The sequence below is a fragment of the Chitinophaga sp. CB10 genome (genome assembly GCA_001870995.2).
In the GTDB taxonomy this organism is placed as follows: Bacteria; Bacteroidota; Bacteroidia; order Chitinophagales; family Chitinophagaceae; genus Chitinophaga.
This window is the reverse complement of sequence record MLAV02000012.1, coordinates 139,940-157,449: the sequence shown is the minus strand read 5'-3', so window position 1 is coordinate 157,449 and position 17,510 is coordinate 139,940. Positions and strand designations below refer to the sequence as shown.

At 54.2% G+C, this 17,510-nt stretch carries 13 protein-coding genes; 11 read left to right on the top strand and 2 right to left on the bottom strand.

Annotation, left to right across the window (positions count from 1 at the left end):
- The first annotated feature begins 8 nt into the window (after positions 1–8).
- A complete protein-coding gene (locus BOC67_RS17420; RefSeq protein ID WP_291911928.1) occupies positions 9–1,682 on the top strand; it encodes a lectin in 1,674 nt (557 codons plus the stop codon).
- Between the two features lie 99 nt (positions 1,683–1,781).
- Positions 1,782–2,975 (top strand): DUF1343 domain-containing protein, encoded by a 1,194-nt coding sequence (locus BOC67_RS17415; protein ID WP_291911927.1) that lies wholly within the window; start codon positions 1,782–1,784, stop codon positions 2,973–2,975.
- A 254-nt stretch (positions 2,976–3,229) separates the two neighbouring features.
- Here BOC67_RS17415 and BOC67_RS17410 read toward each other — a convergent pair whose 3' ends face one another.
- Together BOC67_RS17410 and BOC67_RS17405 are read right to left on the bottom strand one after the other, a co-directional pair.
- Positions 3,230–3,712, bottom strand: a complete 483-nt coding sequence (locus BOC67_RS17410) for an SRPBCC domain-containing protein (protein WP_291911926.1) — start codon at positions 3,710–3,712, stop codon at positions 3,230–3,232.
- Positions 3,713–3,715: 3 nt separating this feature from the next.
- Positions 3,716–4,069, bottom strand: a complete 354-nt coding sequence (locus BOC67_RS17405) for a helix-turn-helix transcriptional regulator (protein ID WP_291911925.1) — start codon at positions 4,067–4,069, stop codon at positions 3,716–3,718.
- A gap of 265 nt (positions 4,070–4,334) precedes the next feature.
- On the opposite strand from BOC67_RS17405, the gene BOC67_RS17400 reads away from it, so the two are divergent.
- The 9 genes from BOC67_RS17400 (at position 4,335) to BOC67_RS17360 (ending at position 17,504) form a co-directional block, all read left to right on the top strand.
- Complete coding sequence (locus BOC67_RS17400) at positions 4,335–4,607, top strand: hypothetical protein (RefSeq protein WP_291911924.1); 273 nt, start codon at positions 4,335–4,337, stop codon at positions 4,605–4,607.
- A 4-nt stretch (positions 4,608–4,611) separates the two neighbouring features.
- Positions 4,612–5,118 (top strand): DinB family protein, encoded by a 507-nt coding sequence (locus BOC67_RS17395; RefSeq protein WP_291911923.1) that lies wholly within the window; start codon positions 4,612–4,614, stop codon positions 5,116–5,118.
- Between the two features lie 184 nt (positions 5,119–5,302).
- Positions 5,303–8,398: a TonB-dependent receptor gene (locus BOC67_RS17390; RefSeq protein WP_291911922.1), complete on the top strand. Its 3,096-nt coding sequence runs from the start codon at positions 5,303–5,305 to the stop codon at positions 8,396–8,398.
- A 12-nt stretch (positions 8,399–8,410) separates the two neighbouring features.
- Positions 8,411–9,916, top strand: coding sequence for a RagB/SusD family nutrient uptake outer membrane protein (locus BOC67_RS17385; protein WP_291911921.1), 1,506 nt, complete (start codon positions 8,411–8,413; stop codon positions 9,914–9,916).
- Between the two features lie 203 nt (positions 9,917–10,119).
- A complete protein-coding gene (locus tag BOC67_RS17380; RefSeq protein WP_291911920.1) occupies positions 10,120–11,427 on the top strand; it encodes a glucoamylase family protein in 1,308 nt (435 codons plus the stop codon).
- A 132-nt stretch (positions 11,428–11,559) separates the two neighbouring features.
- Positions 11,560–12,858, top strand: coding sequence for a hypothetical protein (locus BOC67_RS17375; protein WP_291911919.1), 1,299 nt, complete (start codon positions 11,560–11,562; stop codon positions 12,856–12,858).
- 72 nt (positions 12,859–12,930) lie between these two features.
- The gene (locus tag BOC67_RS17370; RefSeq protein ID WP_291911918.1) at positions 12,931–13,611 is read left to right on the top strand and encodes a GntR family transcriptional regulator; all 681 of its coding nucleotides are present in this window, start codon (positions 12,931–12,933) and stop codon (positions 13,609–13,611) included.
- Positions 13,612–13,723: 112 nt separating this feature from the next.
- Entirely contained in the window at positions 13,724–13,990 is a 267-nt protein-coding gene (locus tag BOC67_RS17365) for a hypothetical protein (protein ID WP_291911917.1), read from the top strand.
- Between the two features lie 163 nt (positions 13,991–14,153).
- Positions 14,154–17,504: a SusC/RagA family TonB-linked outer membrane protein gene (locus BOC67_RS17360; RefSeq protein ID WP_291911916.1), complete on the top strand. Its 3,351-nt coding sequence runs from the start codon at positions 14,154–14,156 to the stop codon at positions 17,502–17,504.
- Positions 17,505–17,510: the final 6 nt, after the last annotated feature.

The window sequence follows — 17,510 nt, the reverse complement described above, 5'->3', positions numbered from 1 at the left end:
TCCACAACATGATACGCAAGCTTCAACTGCTATTCGTAACCCTTTTGTTTCTTCTTTCCGGCTGCAGCAAAAATGAGCGCGCTAACCTGCAAGGCCTTTCCGGTAACCCCAAAAGCGCAGTAGCGGCCTTTGGATCACCGGTGGGCGATGTGGTCGGCAAAATTACCGTCGGCTACCAGGGCTGGTTCGCCGCTACCGGCGACGGTTCCCCGATTAACGCCTGGTGGCACTGGACGCAAAACTGGAGCGCCTCGCCCTCCGCGAGTAATAACGGGATCAAGTCCTGGCCGGATGTGCGCGATTATACCACCACCTTTGCAACCGCCTGGCCCAACCTCAACAATGGTTCGCAGGCGCGCCTGTTCTCCTCTTTCACGGATCAAACGGTCAACACGCATTTCAGCTGGATGCAGCAGAACGGTATCGACTGCGCGGCCCTGCAGCGATTTAACCCCAACGGCATCGAAGGCCCCGTGCGGGACGCCATCACCGCCAAAGTGCGCACTGCTGCGGAAACGTATGGACGCAAGTTTTACATCATGTACGACGTAAGCGGGTGGACGAATATGCAAGGCGAAATCAAGGCGGACTGGACGAATAAGATGTCCGCCTACACGGCTTCTTCCGCATACGCCAAACAAAACGGCAAGCCGGTGGTGTGCATTTGGGGCTTCGGCTTCAATGACGACAACCATCCATGGTCCGCTGCCGTTTGCCTGGACGTGATCAACTGGTTCAAAAGTCAGGGCTGCTACGTGATTGGCGGCGTGCCCACGCACTGGCGCGAGCAGGTGAGCGACTCCCGCCCCGGATTCCTGGCCACTTACAGCGCGTTCAATATGTTGTCGCCCTGGATGATCGGGCGCATCGGCAATATCAGCGACGTGGATAATTTCTACGCCAACGTACAAACGCCGGACCAGGCGTATTGCAACAATAATGGTATCGACTATCAACCCTGCGTGCTGCCGGGGGACCTGCAGGAGCACCAGCGGGCTCATGGCGACTTCATGTGGCGACAGTTTTATAACATGGTGCGTTTAGGCGCGCAGGGAATTTATATTTCCATGTTTGACGAGTACAATGAAGGCAACCAGATTGCGAAGACGGCGGAAAATGCTTCCTTCATCCCTGCCGGTTCCGGCTTCGTTACGCTGGATGAAGACGGGGTGGCTTGCTCCGCCGATTACTACCTCCGCCTCACCGGCGATGGCGGCAGGATGCTGAAAGGGCAACTACCGTTAACGGCTACACGCCCTACGCAGCCCATCCCCGGTGGCGGTAACCCCGTGACGCCGCCTTATGGCAGCGTGATCACGCTGAAAAGCTCCAACAACCTTTATGTATGCAGCGAAAACGGGCAACAGGCCATGAATGCCAACCGCACGGCAGCGCAGGGCTGGGAGCAGTTTACCGTCATCAATCCAGGTACCGGCGCTAATAAGGTGGTGCTTCAAAACAGCGGCTACTACGTATGTTCCGAGAACGGCACGCAGGCGATGAACTGTAACCGCACAGCCATTGGACCCTGGGAGCAGTTTGACTGGATCGATAACGGGGACGGTACTATTTCCCTCCGCGGCAGCAACGGCGCTTATGTGAGCAGCGAAGGCGGCGTCCAGCCGATGACCTGCACCCGCACGACGAAAGGCACCACTGAAAAGTTCAAGGTTAACCAATAATACCTCCCCGGAGGTGACAAAACAGCGGGGCGGCTTCGTTCCGCTGTTTTTTTATGTACTGCGCCGGAATTGGTAAATTGTAAAAAAAAATATTCCCGCATGCAGCAGGTCCTTTGTGGTATTGATGTTTTATTGGCCCATCCTCCAGCATGGAAACAGGCCCGGATTGGCCTGGTGACTAACCATGCCGCCTGTACGAAAAATTTTGTGCCAGTGCGCCAGGCCTTACTCGATGCCGGCTTCCGGGTGGTGCGCCTGTTTTCGCCGGAGCATGGGCTGGATACCACCGGCGTGGATGGCACGGAGATGCTGGATACCGTGGACGTCCTGACGCGACTGCCAGTTACCAGCTTGTACGGGGCCAGGCTGGCGCCGGATGCGCAGAACCTTGCTGACATTGATGTGGTGTTGTTCGATATTCCGGACATCGGCTGCCGGTTCTACACCTACCTCTGGACGATGACGCACGTGATGGAAGCCTGCGCGCAGCAAGGCAAGCGCATGGTCATTGCCGACCGGCCAAATCCCTTATCCGGCAGGCTCGACCTGGCGGAGGGGCCGTTGTTGGATGAATTACATAACAGTAGTTTTATAGGGAGATGGGAGATGCCCGTGCGGCATAGTTGCACGTTAGGGGAACTGGCGCGTTACTTTAAATCCGGAAGCAGCAGTCCCATACTACGGGAACGGGCATACGATTTTACGATGGAGGTAATTGCCTGCGAAGGATGGGCGCGCCCGCTCTTCTACCCGGAATGGAATGTTTCCTTTGTGCCTACCTCGCCGGCTATTCCCTGTTTTGAAGCGGCGTTGCTGTATCCGGGGTTAGGGCTGCTGGAAGCTACCAATGTCAGCGAGGGAAGGGGGACAGCCACGCCTTTTCGTATAGCCGGCGCGCCCTGGATGGATCATATCCGTACAGCGCGGCAGCTGAATGAAATGCAGCAGCACGGGGTAGTGGCGCGGCCGGTTACGTTTAAACCTACAGAAGGAAAGTATGCCGGGCAGGACTGTAACGGCGTGATGTTCCATGTGATGGACCGCACGGCGTTCAGGCCCGTAAGCTATGGCTGGCAGCTGATCCGGTTGATACAGCGGTTACATCCAGGTAAATTTGAATGGGCGGCATATCCTACCTACGTTAACCGGCAGGGTACCAGGCACCTGGATTTACTGACGGGATTGAGCGGAGCGGAAGCGCTGATTGCAGGCAATGGGAGCGTGGAGGCGTGTACGGCGGCGGGCGATTGGCAGGCGCGGGTAGCGCCGTATTTGCTGTATGGCGAAGGGTGAGGGGCTTGAAGTTGCAGCATATGTTACGCCCTCCTCCAATAGCTCAGTCAACATATAATGCTTTAATAACTGTTTCAAAATACACGATGACAAATATACCATTTATTACCAGTAACCATACGCCCATTCCACCACATGATAAAAAAACCTTTGGATGTTATAAACCGCCCGTTCCGCTGCTGTAATACAATCCAACGCCAGCAAGCCAGGACGGTCAATAACATCCGCCGGTCAACAAACAAAATAAAACAACCTTATTCCACCATCGCCTTCATCTTACCCAACATCTGCAGCCAGCTTGGGTAAGCGCCGGTCTTCGTAGCAAGCGCCTGCGAAACCGTCTGGCGCAATTGTAATTTGGTACCGCCTTTCTCTTCTGCGAAAGTCACCGTAACAACGGTTTCGCCCGGCCAGTCAGCGTCCATGCCAATGTCCGCAGGATTCACCGGCTGCCCGTTTTCATCGGCATTGATCATTGTGAAAACGATTTTCCGGTTCGGCACAATTTCCAGGTATTCCCCGATGCACCAGCAATCCCCATGCGTAGGGTGCGTAATGCAGGAATGAAACTTGCCGCCGGTGTGGATGTCCAGCTGTTTAAACCGGATAGTGCAGCCTTCCGGCGCATACCATTTCATCAGTTGCTGCGGATCGGTCCATGCCCTGAAAACGCGGTCAATACTGGCCTTGAAGGTCTCTTCAATGAATACCTCATTGGTTTGAACTGAATTTTCCATATGTTACTTTTTAGATTTTTTAGATTTCTTTTTGGGCGACTTTCCCGCTTCTTCTTCAAGGAAATTCTTGAGGGCGCTGAGGCGGCTCGTCCATAAATGGTGGTACTGTTGCACCCATTCATGTACTTCATTGAGCTTTTCCAACCGCGCTTCACACAAGCGTTCGCGGCCTTGCTGCTGCACGTTCACCAGGCCGCATTCCGTCAGTATCTTCAGGTGCAACGAAATTGCCTGCCGGCTCACGTCAAATTGTTCCGCTATGGTATTGACGTTCACCGGTTGCTCCGCTATCATCCCAATTATTGCCCGCCTGGTCGGATCGGCTATCGCCTGGAATACATCTCTTCTTGCTTCCATAATATGCAATCATTTACTTGCAAATATATATGCAAGTATTTGCTTGCGCAAATTTATTTTTTGGGGGAGGGAGATTTATTTGCGCGGGGCTGTAAAGTCAACGTCCGGGGAGAGGAGGTACAACGCAACCTGCCATTGCAGGCAAGGCTGCTGGCTGGCAGTCATCCTTCGGGTAATGCTATGAAAAGCTGCGCAGGGCGCTGCCATGCCGCTATTGCTCCTTGCAGTAAAAGCTGCTGGTTGGTAGTTATGCTTTAGGCATGCTATGAAAACCTGCCGCCATGCCGCTATTGCTCTTTGCAGTAAAAGCTGCTGGCTGGTAGTTATCCTTCACGCACGCTATGAAAACCCCAACAGCAACGCCGCCGGCACGCATGCCTCCCGCAACGCAGCAAACGTCCGGAAGACGTACCGCCATACCACCACCCCCGCTGCCCCCGGCATACTCCTGCCGTTAGAACTATTCACAGACGGGACCTCCCGGCAGCGCGGCATTTTATTCTCCCCACAAAAACTTAACTTCGAAAGAAAAAATTGAAACCATGACCCTTTTACAAGCCTTGCTCATCGAGTTCGAACATGAAGTACACAATACCCGCAAACTCTTACAGGCCATACCCGCTAAGGACCTTTCCTACAAGCCAGCCCCCAATTCCTGGACCATGGGCCAGCTCGCCCAACACATCGCTACCATTTACCACTGGTACGCAGGCACACTCACCCAGGATGTGTACGACATGGCTACGGACAAGCTGGAACGCGGCAGCGCAGAGGATATCGCCGCTACGCTGGACCTCTTCGAAAAAAATGTAGCAAAAGCGAGGGCAGCCTTGCAGGCCTCCACGGAAGAAAGCCTGGACAGGGAATGGACCATGAAAGTGGGCGACCGCACCATACTCGGGCCCATGACCCGCGCCGTAGTAGCGCGCGGCTTCCTGTTTAACCACATCTACCACCACCGCGGCGAAATGATCGTGTACCTGCGCGCTACCGGCAATAAAGTACCAGGTATGTACGGCCCTGTATATGAAGATGGCGCTGGTAAATAACCTAACGCTAACGGATATACGCGCTTGTAGTTTTCGTACAACTAATTGTCTAAATCGTATCTAAGCAACCTTTGACGTAACAAATTCCGGCAAACGACTGTTTATTTATAACATGATGCGCAACCAAAATACCGGTCGGCAGACGCTGCCACATCATATTATCCATCGTAAATAAACAGTCGTTATGAGCATAACCGTTACAAAGATCCGCGGCGCATGGCTGGCGGGGATGATGCTGGTCATCTTCGCCGCCAACGCGCCGGCACAGCAAACAGATCCGGTGAAAGGCACAGTGAAGGACTCGGCAACAGGAGAAGCACTGATAGGCGTAACTGTTCGCATACAAGGTACCAGCGCCGGCACTACCACCGGGCCCGATGGCTCTTTTACCGTGCGCCTGCCCGGGGAATCGGGCACCATCGTCGTTTCCTACCTCGGGTACGTCAGCCAGTCGCGGGTGGTAAACGCCGGCCAATCGGGCGTAAACATCCAGCTCGCTAAAGACCAGAACCAGCTGGGCGGCGTGGTAGTCGTAGGTTACGGCACCCAGCGCAAAAGGGACGTAACCGGCGCCATCGCCTCCGTAAAAGGAGAGGACCTGGCCCGCCAACCCGTACTCACCGCCACCCAGGCCATGCAGGGTAAAGTAGCCGGGGTGCAAATCATCAACTCCGGGCAACCGAATACGCAGCCACAGGTGCGCGTCAGAGGTACCGGCTCCGTCATGGGCGGCGCCAATCCGCTGTATGTAGTGGACGGCGTGCTGACGGATGATATCCGCAATATCAACAACGCCGATATCGTCAGCATGGACGTGCTGAAAGACGCTTCTGCAGCCATTTACGGCGTGCGCGCTGCCAACGGCGTCGTGATCATCACCACCCGGAAAGGCAAGGCAGGCAAAATGGAAATCCGGTACGACGGCCAGGCCGGCTTCCGCGAAGCGGCCCACCTGGTGAAAATGGCGGACAGGAACCAGTATATCGATTACCTCAGGGATGCCGCCCCCTCCAAAGATCCGAACACCGACGCCGCGGCCTACGGCGGCTCCACCAACTGGTATGATGCCCTGCTGCGCAAGGCTTTCCAGATGAATCACAACGTATCCGTGTCAGGCGGCTCTGATAAATATACTTACTACTACAGCGCCGGTTATATCGAGGATAACGGTATCGTACGTACGAACGATTTCCGCCGCTTCACCTTCCGCGCTAACAACGACCTGAACATCTCCGAGAAATGGAAATTAACTTCGCAGTTATCCTATTCCCGGGGCAGCGGCCAAAACGTTTCCCTATTTGACATCTACGGCAACATCTACCGGGCCGCGCCGGTAGTGCCGGTGCAGGAAGGCGGCCGCTATGGCAATACCTCCGCCTGGGGCAACGTTGCCAACCCGATGCTGCAGGTGGATAAACGCAATTACCTCCAACAGGATTCCCGCCTGCAGGGCAACATCGCGCTGGAATATAACCCGGCAAAATGGCTGAAGCTGCGCTCCGCTTTCAACGCGGACCTGCGCTGGGGCTACGACCGCGTGTACAACTACCAGTTCCTTAACGATGATAAAACTTTCCTGGTGGCCGGCGGTAACCAGCGCCAGGATAACAGTAAACTGCAAATTAATGACAGCCGGCAGCAGGGATGGGTATGGGATAATACCGCCACCTTCGATCACTCATTCGGGAAGCATCACCTCACCGTACTGGCCGGCTCCGTGACGGAAGGCTTCTACAGCACCTTCCTGCTGGGCTCCCGCATCAATGTGCCGGCGCAGAAAGACCTCTGGTACCTCGACCTCGGCGATCCCAACGTGCAGTCCACCCTCTACAACCGCGGGGATAAATACGCCCGCCAATCCTTCGTGGGCCGCGCCAGCTACAGCTACGATGACCGCTATCTCCTGAGCGCTTCCATCCGTGCGGATGGCAGCTCCAAATTCAAAGAACGCTGGGGCTATTTTCCCACCGTGGGCATCGGCTGGGTGATGACGCAGGAAGAATTTATGAAGGATCAGCAGTTGTTCGACTTCCTGAAATTCCGCGCCAGCTGGGGACAACTCGGGAATGATAATATTCCTACCAACGCCTATATCAATACGGCAACCGTTAACCTGCCGTACTTCTTTGATAACAGCATCACGCAGGGGATTGCCCTGCAGGACACGAAGGACAATAACCTGAAATGGGAAACCACCACGCAGTTTGACGTTGGTTTTGAATTCAGCCTGCTGGACGAGCGGCTCAGCGGGGAGCTGGATTACTACAACAAGAAAACCTCCGATGCGCTGATCGTGGTGAACATCCCCAGTATTTTAGGCGACCCGGATAATACGTACATCACCAATGCTGCGTCGTTTAAGAATACCGGTTTTGAAGTGTCCCTCAACTGGAAGGATGATATCTCCAAAGACTTCAGCTACAACGTTGGCGGAAATATTTCCTTCAATAAAAATGAAGTCACCAACCTCGCCGGCGGCCAGGCCCTGCTGGGCGGTGGTGTAGGGCAGCAGAGCTATATCACGCGCACGGATAATGGTCAGCCTGTAGCCAGCTTTTACGTGCTGGAATCCCTGGGCGTTTACCAGAGCCAGGATGAAATTAACAGCGATCCGAATATCAAAAATGATCCCAACAAAGGCAACATTCGCCCTGGGGACCTGCGCTACAAGGATTTCAACGGGGATGGAATCATCAACGCCAGCGACCGGCAGTTTGTAGGTTCCTACCAGCCGAAATATTTTTATGGTTTCAACCTGGGATTGAAATATAAGAGTTTTGATTTTTCGGCGGATTTCTATGGCAGCGGCGGAAATAAAATCTATAACGGTAAAAAGGCTTACCGTTTTGAAAACACGGATAACATTGAAGCGGATTATGAGAACAATCGCTGGAAGCCGGACCGCCCGTCCGCTACCGATCCCCGCCTGATCACCTCTAACCTTCCCGCCTCTACGTACTTCGTGGAATCCGGTAACTTCCTGCGTTGTAACAACCTTACCATCGGTTACAATCTGCCGGAGCAAACGTTGAAACGGATGGGACTTACACGCTTCCGCGTGTACCTCACCGCGCAAAACCTCTTCACGCTGATGCGGTTTACAGGCTTTAGTCCGGAGCTGCCAGGCGGTACCATCGATTATGACAACAGTATTAATAACCGGGTGAATACGGCCACCAATTCCACCAACAACACCAGCGGCATACTGGATGCGGGGATTGAGCTAAACGCTTATCCTATTACCCGCACCTTCGGTTTCGGTGTTAATGTTTCATTCTAAAAAACGTAAGTCATGAAGAAGATATTTGCTATAACCGGCGCCGTTTTCATGTCCGCATTGTTTGCCTGTAATAACTACCTGGACGTGAAGCCCCAGGGCCAGATTGATGAAGACGCGGCTGCCAGCGACCCGGCCACCGCGCAGAACCTGGTGACCGGTATTTATAATAACATGTGGGTGGGCAAGCTGCATGGTTTTCCGTTTATCGGCGTGACGAACATCGCCTCTGACGATGCGGATAAGGGAAGCAGTCCGGACGATGCCGCGCCAACGCAGGGCCAGCTGGACAACCTCACGATGGATGCGAACAACAGTACGTTTAACGACCTCTGGTCCGGCTACTACCAGGCCATCGCCAGGGCCAACAAGGCGTTGGGATCGCTGGAGTCTTCCACTTCCCTGGATGCGGCCACCAAGAGCCGTTTGCAGGGTGAGGTGCATTTTCTGCGGGGATATTTTTACTTTAACCTGGTGCGCATCTTCGGCGGCGTGCCTAAGATCGATAAGGTGCTGACGCCGACGGAAGCCGCGCAGGACCAGTATCAAACCCGCGCCAGCGCGGATGATATTTACCAGCTGATTATATCGGACCTGGAATTTGCGTTGGCCAACCTCCCGGCGAAAGGGGCAAGCGGCAGCGCGGTTGGCAGGGCCACGAAAGGCGCTGCAGCCGGCATGCTGGCGAAAGTGATGTTGTACCGGCGCAACTGGCAGCGGGCATTCAGTTTATCCGACTCCGTTATAACCGGTAAGGTAGGGCCTTACAGCCTGGTAACGGACTATGCTACCATATGGCGGCAGGCAGGCGCGAATAATTCCGAATCGCTTTTTGAAATTCAAACCGGGACAAATGCCACCTGCGACGCAGCGGTGGAAGTTTACAGCAACAGCCAGGGCCCCCGCGCCGGCGGTAAGCGCGGCTGGGCGGACCTCGGCTGGGGCTTCGGCGGCCCTTCCCAAAGTTTGGTGAATGAATATGAACCCGGCGATAAGCGTTTAGCCGCCACCGTTATTACCGTAGGCCCAACGGGTACAATCCTTTGGGATAATTTTCGCATCCCCGGCAGGGATAGCGTAGAGAACGACCGGTATAATTACAAGGCGTATCATAGTCGCACCATGGAGCAGTTTTGCGGCAACCAGGACCGGCTGCCCAAGAACCTGCGCATCCTTCGCCTGGCGGAAGTATTGCTGATCCATGCAGAGGCGGCGCTGGCGCTGGGCAATGGCGGCGCGGCCGCGGCGGACGTATCTGCATTGCGCGTGCGGGCGGGGCTTGCGGGCAAACCCAGCGTCACCTTGCAGGACATCTGGCATGAAAGGCGCGTAGAGCTGGCCATGGAACATGACCGGTATTTTGAACTGGTGCGGGAGAATGGCCTGGCGCCGGGAACGGCCGTGGCGGCGTTCAGTAAGCACGGGAAAACGTTTGTGGTAGGGAAGCATGAGGTGTTTCCGATACCGTTTACACAGATACAGTTTAGCCAGGGGAAGCTGCAGCAGAATCCGAATTATTAGATATGGAGGTTACTGAGGCAAATCAGCCAGGCCTTGGAGTTTCCGAATGAATTTGATAAAACTGGTTCGGGGGCCTTGGAGTTTCCGAATGAATCTGGTAAAACTGGTTCGGGGGCCTTTAATCCTCCGAATGAATCTGGTTAAACTGGTTCGGGCAGCTGCAGCTCCCCGAACCAATTCATCCACCACCTAACCATCAATTAATGTTCACACGATCCATCATTACCATACTCTTACTCGCCGGCATGCTCTCCGCCCATGCCCAACGCAAAAAGCCCGCCGCCCGGCCACAGCTGGGCGATTCCGCCTTGCTCACCTTAGTCCAGCAACGCACTTTCAACTACTTCTGGAAATTCGCGCACCCCGTATCCGGACTGGCGCCTGAGCGTACGCCCACACCGGAAACCGTTACCATCGGCGGCTCCGGCTTTGGCGTAATGGCCATCATCGTAGGTATTGAACGCGGCTTCATCACCCGCGAACAAGGACTGGACCGCCTGCTGAAAATTGTGAACTTCCTCTGGAAGGCGGACAGCTACCACGGTATATGGCCCCACTGGATGAACGGCGCTACCGGCAAAACCATTCCCTTTGGCCGTAAGGACGATGGGGGCGACCTCGTAGAGAGCGCATTCATGTTCCAGGGCCTGCTCGCCGTTCGACAGTACTTCAACCGCGATACGCCCAAGGAAACAGAGCTGCGCAATAAAATCACCTGGATGTGGAACGACGCGGAATGGAGCTGGTACACCCAGGGCGGACAAAATGTACTTTACTGGCATTGGTCGCCCAACAACGGTTGGAGCATGAACCACCAGATTCATGGCTGGAACGAATGTTTGATCGCCTACATCCTGGCGGTGGCTTCGCCTAATTACCCGGTATCGCCCAAACTCTACCACCAGGGCTGGGCCATGAGTAATTATTTTTTCAACGGGAAAACTTATTACGGCATCAAACTGCCGCTGGGCTTCGATTACGGCGGACCTTTGTTCTTCGCGCACTATTCCTTCCTCGGGCTGGACCCGCGGGGACTTAAAGACCGCTATGCCGATTACTGGGAGCAGAATAAGCATCACACGCTCATCAACCGGCAGTACTGCATAGAGAACCCTAAGCATTACAAAGGCTACGGGCCCGACTGCTGGGGGCTTACCGCCAGCGATAACCAGGAATTCTACAACGCGCATTCGCCCACCAACGATTTGGGGGTGATTACGCCAACAGCCGCGCTCTCGTCCTTTCCTTACACGCCGGAATATTCCATGCAGGCCCTGAAATATTTTTACAATAAAGTAGGGGACAGGTTGTGGGGCGAGTACGGTTTTTACGATGCGTTTAATGAGTCCGCAGGCTGGTTTGATAACCAGTATTTAGCCATCGACCAGGGGCCGATAGTGGTGATGATTGAGAATTATAGAAGCGGCTTGCTTTGGCGGCTGTTTATGGCTAACCCGGAAATCCAGGAGGCATTGAGGAAGCTGGAGATCAGCAGCCCGTGGGTGAAGTAACCAGCGTGTACGCATCACCACCAAACCTCGCTCTACCCGGAAACAGGTAGATGCTAATCCCGCTTTCCCACGATTCCCGCTGCTTAAAAATTCCCATAGCTTTGTACCAGGTGATAATTTATCTGTAAAGCTATGCTGGTTCATTCAATACGCTTTTTCGCATGCCTGTTGGCCCTCGGCCTGTTCGCCAATAACAGCGCGGCCCAATCCCGTTTTGATCGTAAAATGTTGCATCCCGGGAAATATAACCTCACTTGCTTCGCTATTAAAGATGGAGAGGAAACGGAAATCGGTGCGTTTAAACTCAACGTGAAAACGGACAATAATCAGCTCCTCGTAGCGGCGAATATGACTATCTATGGGATGGACGAGCCCTGGGTAGATACCGCCGTGTCGGACCTGCAAACGTTCAAACCCTTGTACCGTGCGTCCCACAGCAGCATAAAGGATATGGCGCTGCATTTTGGCAAGGACGTTACAGGAACATACCACGATAAAAAAAGCGGTAAGAAAATCCAGGTGACAGATGCGGGTAATACCTTTTTCGTGGACAGCTACACTTATCCGTACCTCCTGGCCGCGCTGCCGCTTACTTCCGGCTATACGACGGAAATTCCAGTGTATGACTACAAACCGGACGATGAGCAACACGTGAAAGCCGCCGTGGTGGAGCAGGTAAAGAGCAATACCTTCACCAGCAAGTACACCGGCAGTCACAATGTTTGGGAAGTGACGGTGTTTGAACCCGCTACTAATGAGCGTTCCGTGTCATATATCGATAAGGATACACGCCGCCTCTGGCAGGTGGACGTCTACAGCAAAGGGCAGCAGCTGAAGCTGGTGGACCTGGAACTGGATTACAACCCCGTGAAAGCGCCTTTCGATAAAGTGGCCACCATGAAGATGATTAAGGAGGGCAACTCGCTCATCGCAGGCGAAGTGTTTGCCCGTGATTTTGATACGGAGGACCATTCCATCCTAGGGAAACTCAAGGTGAACGCTAATCCCAAACAGTTTGCGCCAAAGGGAACGCGCGTGGTGCTGATCCCTTACACGGCTTATTACCAGGAGTGGCTGAAGCTCAACCAGGCTGCCCGCAAGAAGGGAAACACTCCCGCGCCTTTGCTGGACGATGCGGCGGCTTGCATTAAAACCACTGATGTGTATGACGATAAAGGCCATTTCGAATTTGTAAACCTCATGCCGGGCGAGTATTTCCTCTACACGCAATTCGACTTCGATCATACTTTCACCCGCGCGGAAGTGATTGGCTACACGGACCATTACCTCAACGGCGCATTCCAGAACACGACTACCGATTACGTGAACCGCTCCTACGTTACAGGCGCGGGCGCTTCCGTACAAAAAATAGTGCGGATAGAAAAAGCCGGCGAAAGGGTGGAAGTCAAGCTGAAGAAAACGGGTAACTAATCACAGAGATTCTATTTTGAAAAGTCCTCCATTTATGTAAATTTGTTCTATTGTAGTACAAAACTTATTTACATGGTCAACGGGATTAAACCAATTGCTGCCAAATCCATGGCGGAGCGAGTAGAGGCCAGCCTGCGGGAATACTTTACGAAGGAGAATTTCAAGCCGGGAGATCCCCTGCCGACGGAGCTGGAACTGGCGGCAGCCCTGGGCGTAAGCCGGAACGTGGTGCGGGAAGCTTTGAGCCGGTTCAAGATGCTCGGCATCATTGAAACGAAGAAAAAAACAGGCATGGTCATTTCCAATCCCGACATCGTAGGCACGTTCGAGAAAGTGCTGAACCCTGAGATCATGGATGAATCCACCCTGAAGGACCTGTTCGAACTCAGGCTGGTACTGGAAATGGGCATCGCTGACCTGCTTTTCCTCCGCAAGACGGAAGCGGACCTGGACGAGCTCGAGGAAATCGCCGCCCGTGAAGTCAAGGATAAAAATTTCCGCATCAGCACGGAAATCGCCTTCCATGGCAAGTTGTATGAGATGACGGGCAATGATACCATGAAGCGCTTTCAAAACCTGCTGCTGCCTATTTTCGGCTATGTCATGAAGCTGGAAAATAAAAAGTTCGTTTCCGGAAAGGTTACCCACCAGGATTTGGTTAAAATACTACGCAAAGGCACGGTGAAGGAGTTTAAGGAAGGTATGTTGTCGCACCTGCAGCCGCATTTTGATAGGCTCAAGCAGTTAAAATAAATGGAAGAAGTCAGGGCCACGGTCCTGACTTTTTTTATGGAGTTGTTTTTTTATTTTTTGGGGGAAAGATGTAGGGTAGTGGCGGTACAAGGTCCCGTTTATACGGGCTTGCTTGCAATGGCGCTGCCATGGCAGCAACCGTAGTTGCAGGCAACCAGCCCTCGTTACCTGTGGCTGCCTGGCAATCATGCCGCCTTTCGTGGCCGCTGCGCGCCCATCCGCCCACTGCATCCGCCCATCCATTGCACCCGCCCACTACGCCCGCTCACTACGCCCGCCCATTACGCCCGCCCAATGCACCGCCCACAGCGCCCACCCGCCCGCCAAACACCTCGCCCTCCACCTCCCCAAAAGAAAAAAATCCCCCAAAACTTTTTGAAATAAAAAAACAATGCCTACATTTAATATGTAGAACATAACTACTAATACTATTTTTACGTTATGAAAATGTGATTCCACGCTCAGCATACACGCGCGGCCGCGCCAAACTGTTTTCGTGGTGAGGGGGAACCTATACTCATTACACACTTAAACTCACGCAAATGAGGTTATTTAAACTTTGTTGCTGCCTCTTTTTACTATTGGGAGTAAAAGAAAGCGCCGCTCAAACCGGCGGATTTACTGTATCCGGCACCGTAAAAGACTCCGCCACCAAAGAACCGCTCATCGGTGTCAGCATCGCCGTAGCCGGCAAACCAGGCGTTGGCGCCGCCACCGGCCCGGATGGCCGCTTTACGCTCAAACTGCCGTCCGGCAACGAAACGCTGCTGTTTCGTATGATGAACTATGCCGCCAAAACAATTCCGGTACACAATCGCGCCAACATTGACATTACGCTGGCATCTTCCTCCTCCCAACTGGGCGAAGTGCTAGTAGTAGGCTACACGGAACAATCCGTGAAAAAGAACACCGCCGCCATCTCCAAAATGGATATTGCGGAACTCAAAAACAATCCGAACCCAAACCCGGTGCAAGCCATGCAGGGTAAGATCGCCGGCGTGTCCATCCCCATCAACCAGGGGCAACCCGGCATCGGGGCTACCAACATTATCATCCGCGGGGGCACCAAGCCCAACGTCTACGGTAGTGGCCTCGGCAACAATAATGGTGCACAGGTGGGCAGCGTGGAAGGCACCAGCCCGCTCGTAGTAGTAGACGGCGTGTTCCGCTCCATTAACGACATCAATCCGGACGATATCGAATCCATGCAGGTGATGAAAGATGCGGCTTCCACCGCCATCTACGGCGCGCGCGGCGCAAACGGCGTGATCGTCATCCGTACCAAAAGGGGCAAGCTCAACACCCGCTCCTCCGTTACGCTCAACCACCGCACCACCTGGGAAACGCAGGCCCGCGATTACGACTACCTCTCCGCGGCGGAATACCTCCGCCTCGCACGCACCACCGTGGCCAACACCCACGACGCGCTGGATAAAAACAACCTGCTCTACAACGCAGGGTTCTCCGCAGGTACAAAAGTATTTACCCAGAAAGGCCAGTTTGGTAAAAGCACCTACCTCACCGCATTGTATGATAACATCGTGCAGGTGGAAGGCCAGGCCTATGTAGACAACCTCCTGGCGCACGGCTGGCAAACCATGGACGATCCCATCAATCCCGGTACCAAACTGCTCTTTGCCGACAACCACTACCAGGATATGCTCTGGAATACCGGCATCAGCAACCAGGATAACGTCACCCTCAGCGGTGGTACGGATAAAGCGGACTACAACTTCTCCATGGGATATACCAACCAGAAAGGCGTGCTGGTAGGCACCAAATACCAACGCTACAACGCCCTGGGCAATTTTGGCTACCGCGCCTCCGATAACCTGCGGCTGGATTTCATGATCAACTACCAGAACGTGATTCCCAACTACGTGGACGCCTACCAGAACGACCTGGTCCGCGCGATCCGCATCACGCCGCTGATCCGCACCTTCAAGGACAATGGGGACCCCGCCCTGGGCGAACTGTACACGGTGCGTAACCGCTTCCATACCTTGAAGTATGACGATATGCGCACGAATACGGAACGACTGGTGAGCCGCGCCGCCGCTGACCTCACCATCACCAAAGGACTGCACTGGCGCCCGTCCGTGTCCTATGTCATTGACGACTATACGGAGCTGTTCCGCCGCAAAGCCACGCCTCCGGATGAAATACAGCCTTCCATGCAACGCTGGAAAGATGATTATACCAACGCTTCCCGCCAGCTGATGCTGGACCAGGTGCTGCAATACGACTTCAACATCCAATCGGATCATCACTTCAGCACCCTCGCCGGTATGAACTATACCCGCAATACCAACCATATTAAAGATATGGGCTCTCAACGGGCTGCTAACGATTACGTATATACGATAGAGGAGGACCCTACCACCAGTATCAACGGGCAGGTAGTCAGCAACGTAGTGGATTTCCGTACGGAACTCGGGGAAACAAGATCGGCAAGCCTTTTCGGGCAGTTCAGCTACGACTATAAAATGCGTTACCTGCTGGGCGGCTCCCTGCGCTACGATGGCTTCTCCAACTTTGCGCCGGGTAATAAGTACGCGCTCTTCCCGTCCCTCTCCGCCGGTTGGAATATCGACCAGGAGGAGTTCTGGAAAAGCAATACCTTCAGCAGCCTGAAACTCCGCGCCAGCTGGGGAGCGGCAGGCCTGAGCGGACTCAGTATCGCCGATACCTACGGGGATTATGACAACGTCAGCTACGCGCTGAATGCGGGCATCATCCGCGCCGGCCTTTCCAATCCAAACCTCCGCTGGGAGTCCACCGTCACTACGGACATCGCCGTGGACGCAGGCTTTTTCAATAACCGCCTGAACCTCTCCCTCGATTTCTATAACAAACTGACGAAGGACCGTATCACCACCAAACCGCTGCCATCGGAAGCGCCGTTTGGCAATATCACGTACAACAACGGCGCCCTGCGCAACCGCGGGATTGAAGTGGCCATCGGCGGTACCATCATCAAATCAGGCTCCTTCAGCTGGAACGCCAACTTCACTTTCGCTTACAACCGCACCACCATCACGGAACTGCCGGCAAATGGCAGGGCTAAAAACCGCCAGGGCGGCGATATCATCTATGATAAATCCGCCGGTAAACTGGTGGAAGCAGGCGGCCTCGCGGAAGGGGAACGGCCGTACTGCATCTACGCGTACAACGTCCTGGGCGTTTTTGCCACCGATGAAGAGGCTGCCGAATGGAACAGCCGCATCAAGGATAACCTGGCATCTCCGCAGGGCATCAAAGTGGGTAAACGCGGGGGCGACTTCATCTTCGAAGATGTCAATAACGACGGGGTGATTGATACCAGGGACCAGGTATTTATCGGTTACCGCAACCCGGATAAAATGGGCGGCCTGCAAAACACCTTCACCTATAAAGGCATTTCCCTGCGTGTGAATGCCGATTACGCCCTCGGTCATATGATCAGCAACGGCGCGCTCGCCCGCTCCATGGGCCAGGGCCGCGCGTTCAACGAAGGCGCGCCCGCGCAGGCGCTGGGGCCGGATGTATGGAAACAGCAAGGGGATAAAAACATGAAATACGCCCGCTTCTCCTTTGCGGATTACGATTACGGCCAGCGCAACTACCTGCGCAATGCCACCCTCGGCAACAACAACAGCTACAACTCGGACGTATCCGTGATGTACGAAAAAGGCGATTTCCTGGCCCTGCGGGAAATCACCCTGTCCTACGATGTGCCCGCCGCTATCCTGAAGCGTGCAGGTATTTCCGGGCTCAATATCTCCGGCAGTATCTACAACGTGGGCTACCTCACGGCTTACAAAGGACTGAACCCGGAGATCTACAGCGGGTTTGACCCGGGCGGCTATCCGCGTCCGCGGCAATTTTCACTGGGCGCCAACCTCCGGTTTTAATGCGGT

Bases quoted from the DNA above. Each gene is read 5' to 3' on its own strand.
- BOC67_RS17420 (WP_291911928.1), top strand. From the start codon at position 9: ATGATACGCAAGCTTCAACTGCTATTCGTAACCCTTTTGTTTCTTCTT.
- BOC67_RS17415 (WP_291911927.1), top strand. From the start codon at position 1,782: ATGCAGCAGGTCCTTTGTGGTATTGATGTTTTATTGGCCCATCCTCCA.
- BOC67_RS17410 (WP_291911926.1), bottom strand. From the start codon at position 3,712: ATGGAAAATTCAGTTCAAACCAATGAGGTATTCATTGAAGAGACCTTC.
- BOC67_RS17405 (WP_291911925.1), bottom strand. From the start codon at position 4,069: ATGGAAGCAAGAAGAGATGTATTCCAGGCGATAGCCGATCCGACCAGG.
- BOC67_RS17400 (WP_291911924.1), top strand. From the start codon at position 4,335: ATGAAAACCTGCCGCCATGCCGCTATTGCTCTTTGCAGTAAAAGCTGC.
- BOC67_RS17395 (WP_291911923.1), top strand. From the start codon at position 4,612: ATGACCCTTTTACAAGCCTTGCTCATCGAGTTCGAACATGAAGTACAC.
- BOC67_RS17390 (WP_291911922.1), top strand. From the start codon at position 5,303: ATGAGCATAACCGTTACAAAGATCCGCGGCGCATGGCTGGCGGGGATG.
- BOC67_RS17385 (WP_291911921.1), top strand. From the start codon at position 8,411: ATGAAGAAGATATTTGCTATAACCGGCGCCGTTTTCATGTCCGCATTG.
- BOC67_RS17380 (WP_291911920.1), top strand. From the start codon at position 10,120: ATGTTCACACGATCCATCATTACCATACTCTTACTCGCCGGCATGCTC.
- BOC67_RS17375 (WP_291911919.1), top strand. From the start codon at position 11,560: ATGCTGGTTCATTCAATACGCTTTTTCGCATGCCTGTTGGCCCTCGGC.
- BOC67_RS17370 (WP_291911918.1), top strand. From the start codon at position 12,931: ATGGTCAACGGGATTAAACCAATTGCTGCCAAATCCATGGCGGAGCGA.
- BOC67_RS17360 (WP_291911916.1), top strand. From the start codon at position 14,154: ATGAGGTTATTTAAACTTTGTTGCTGCCTCTTTTTACTATTGGGAGTA.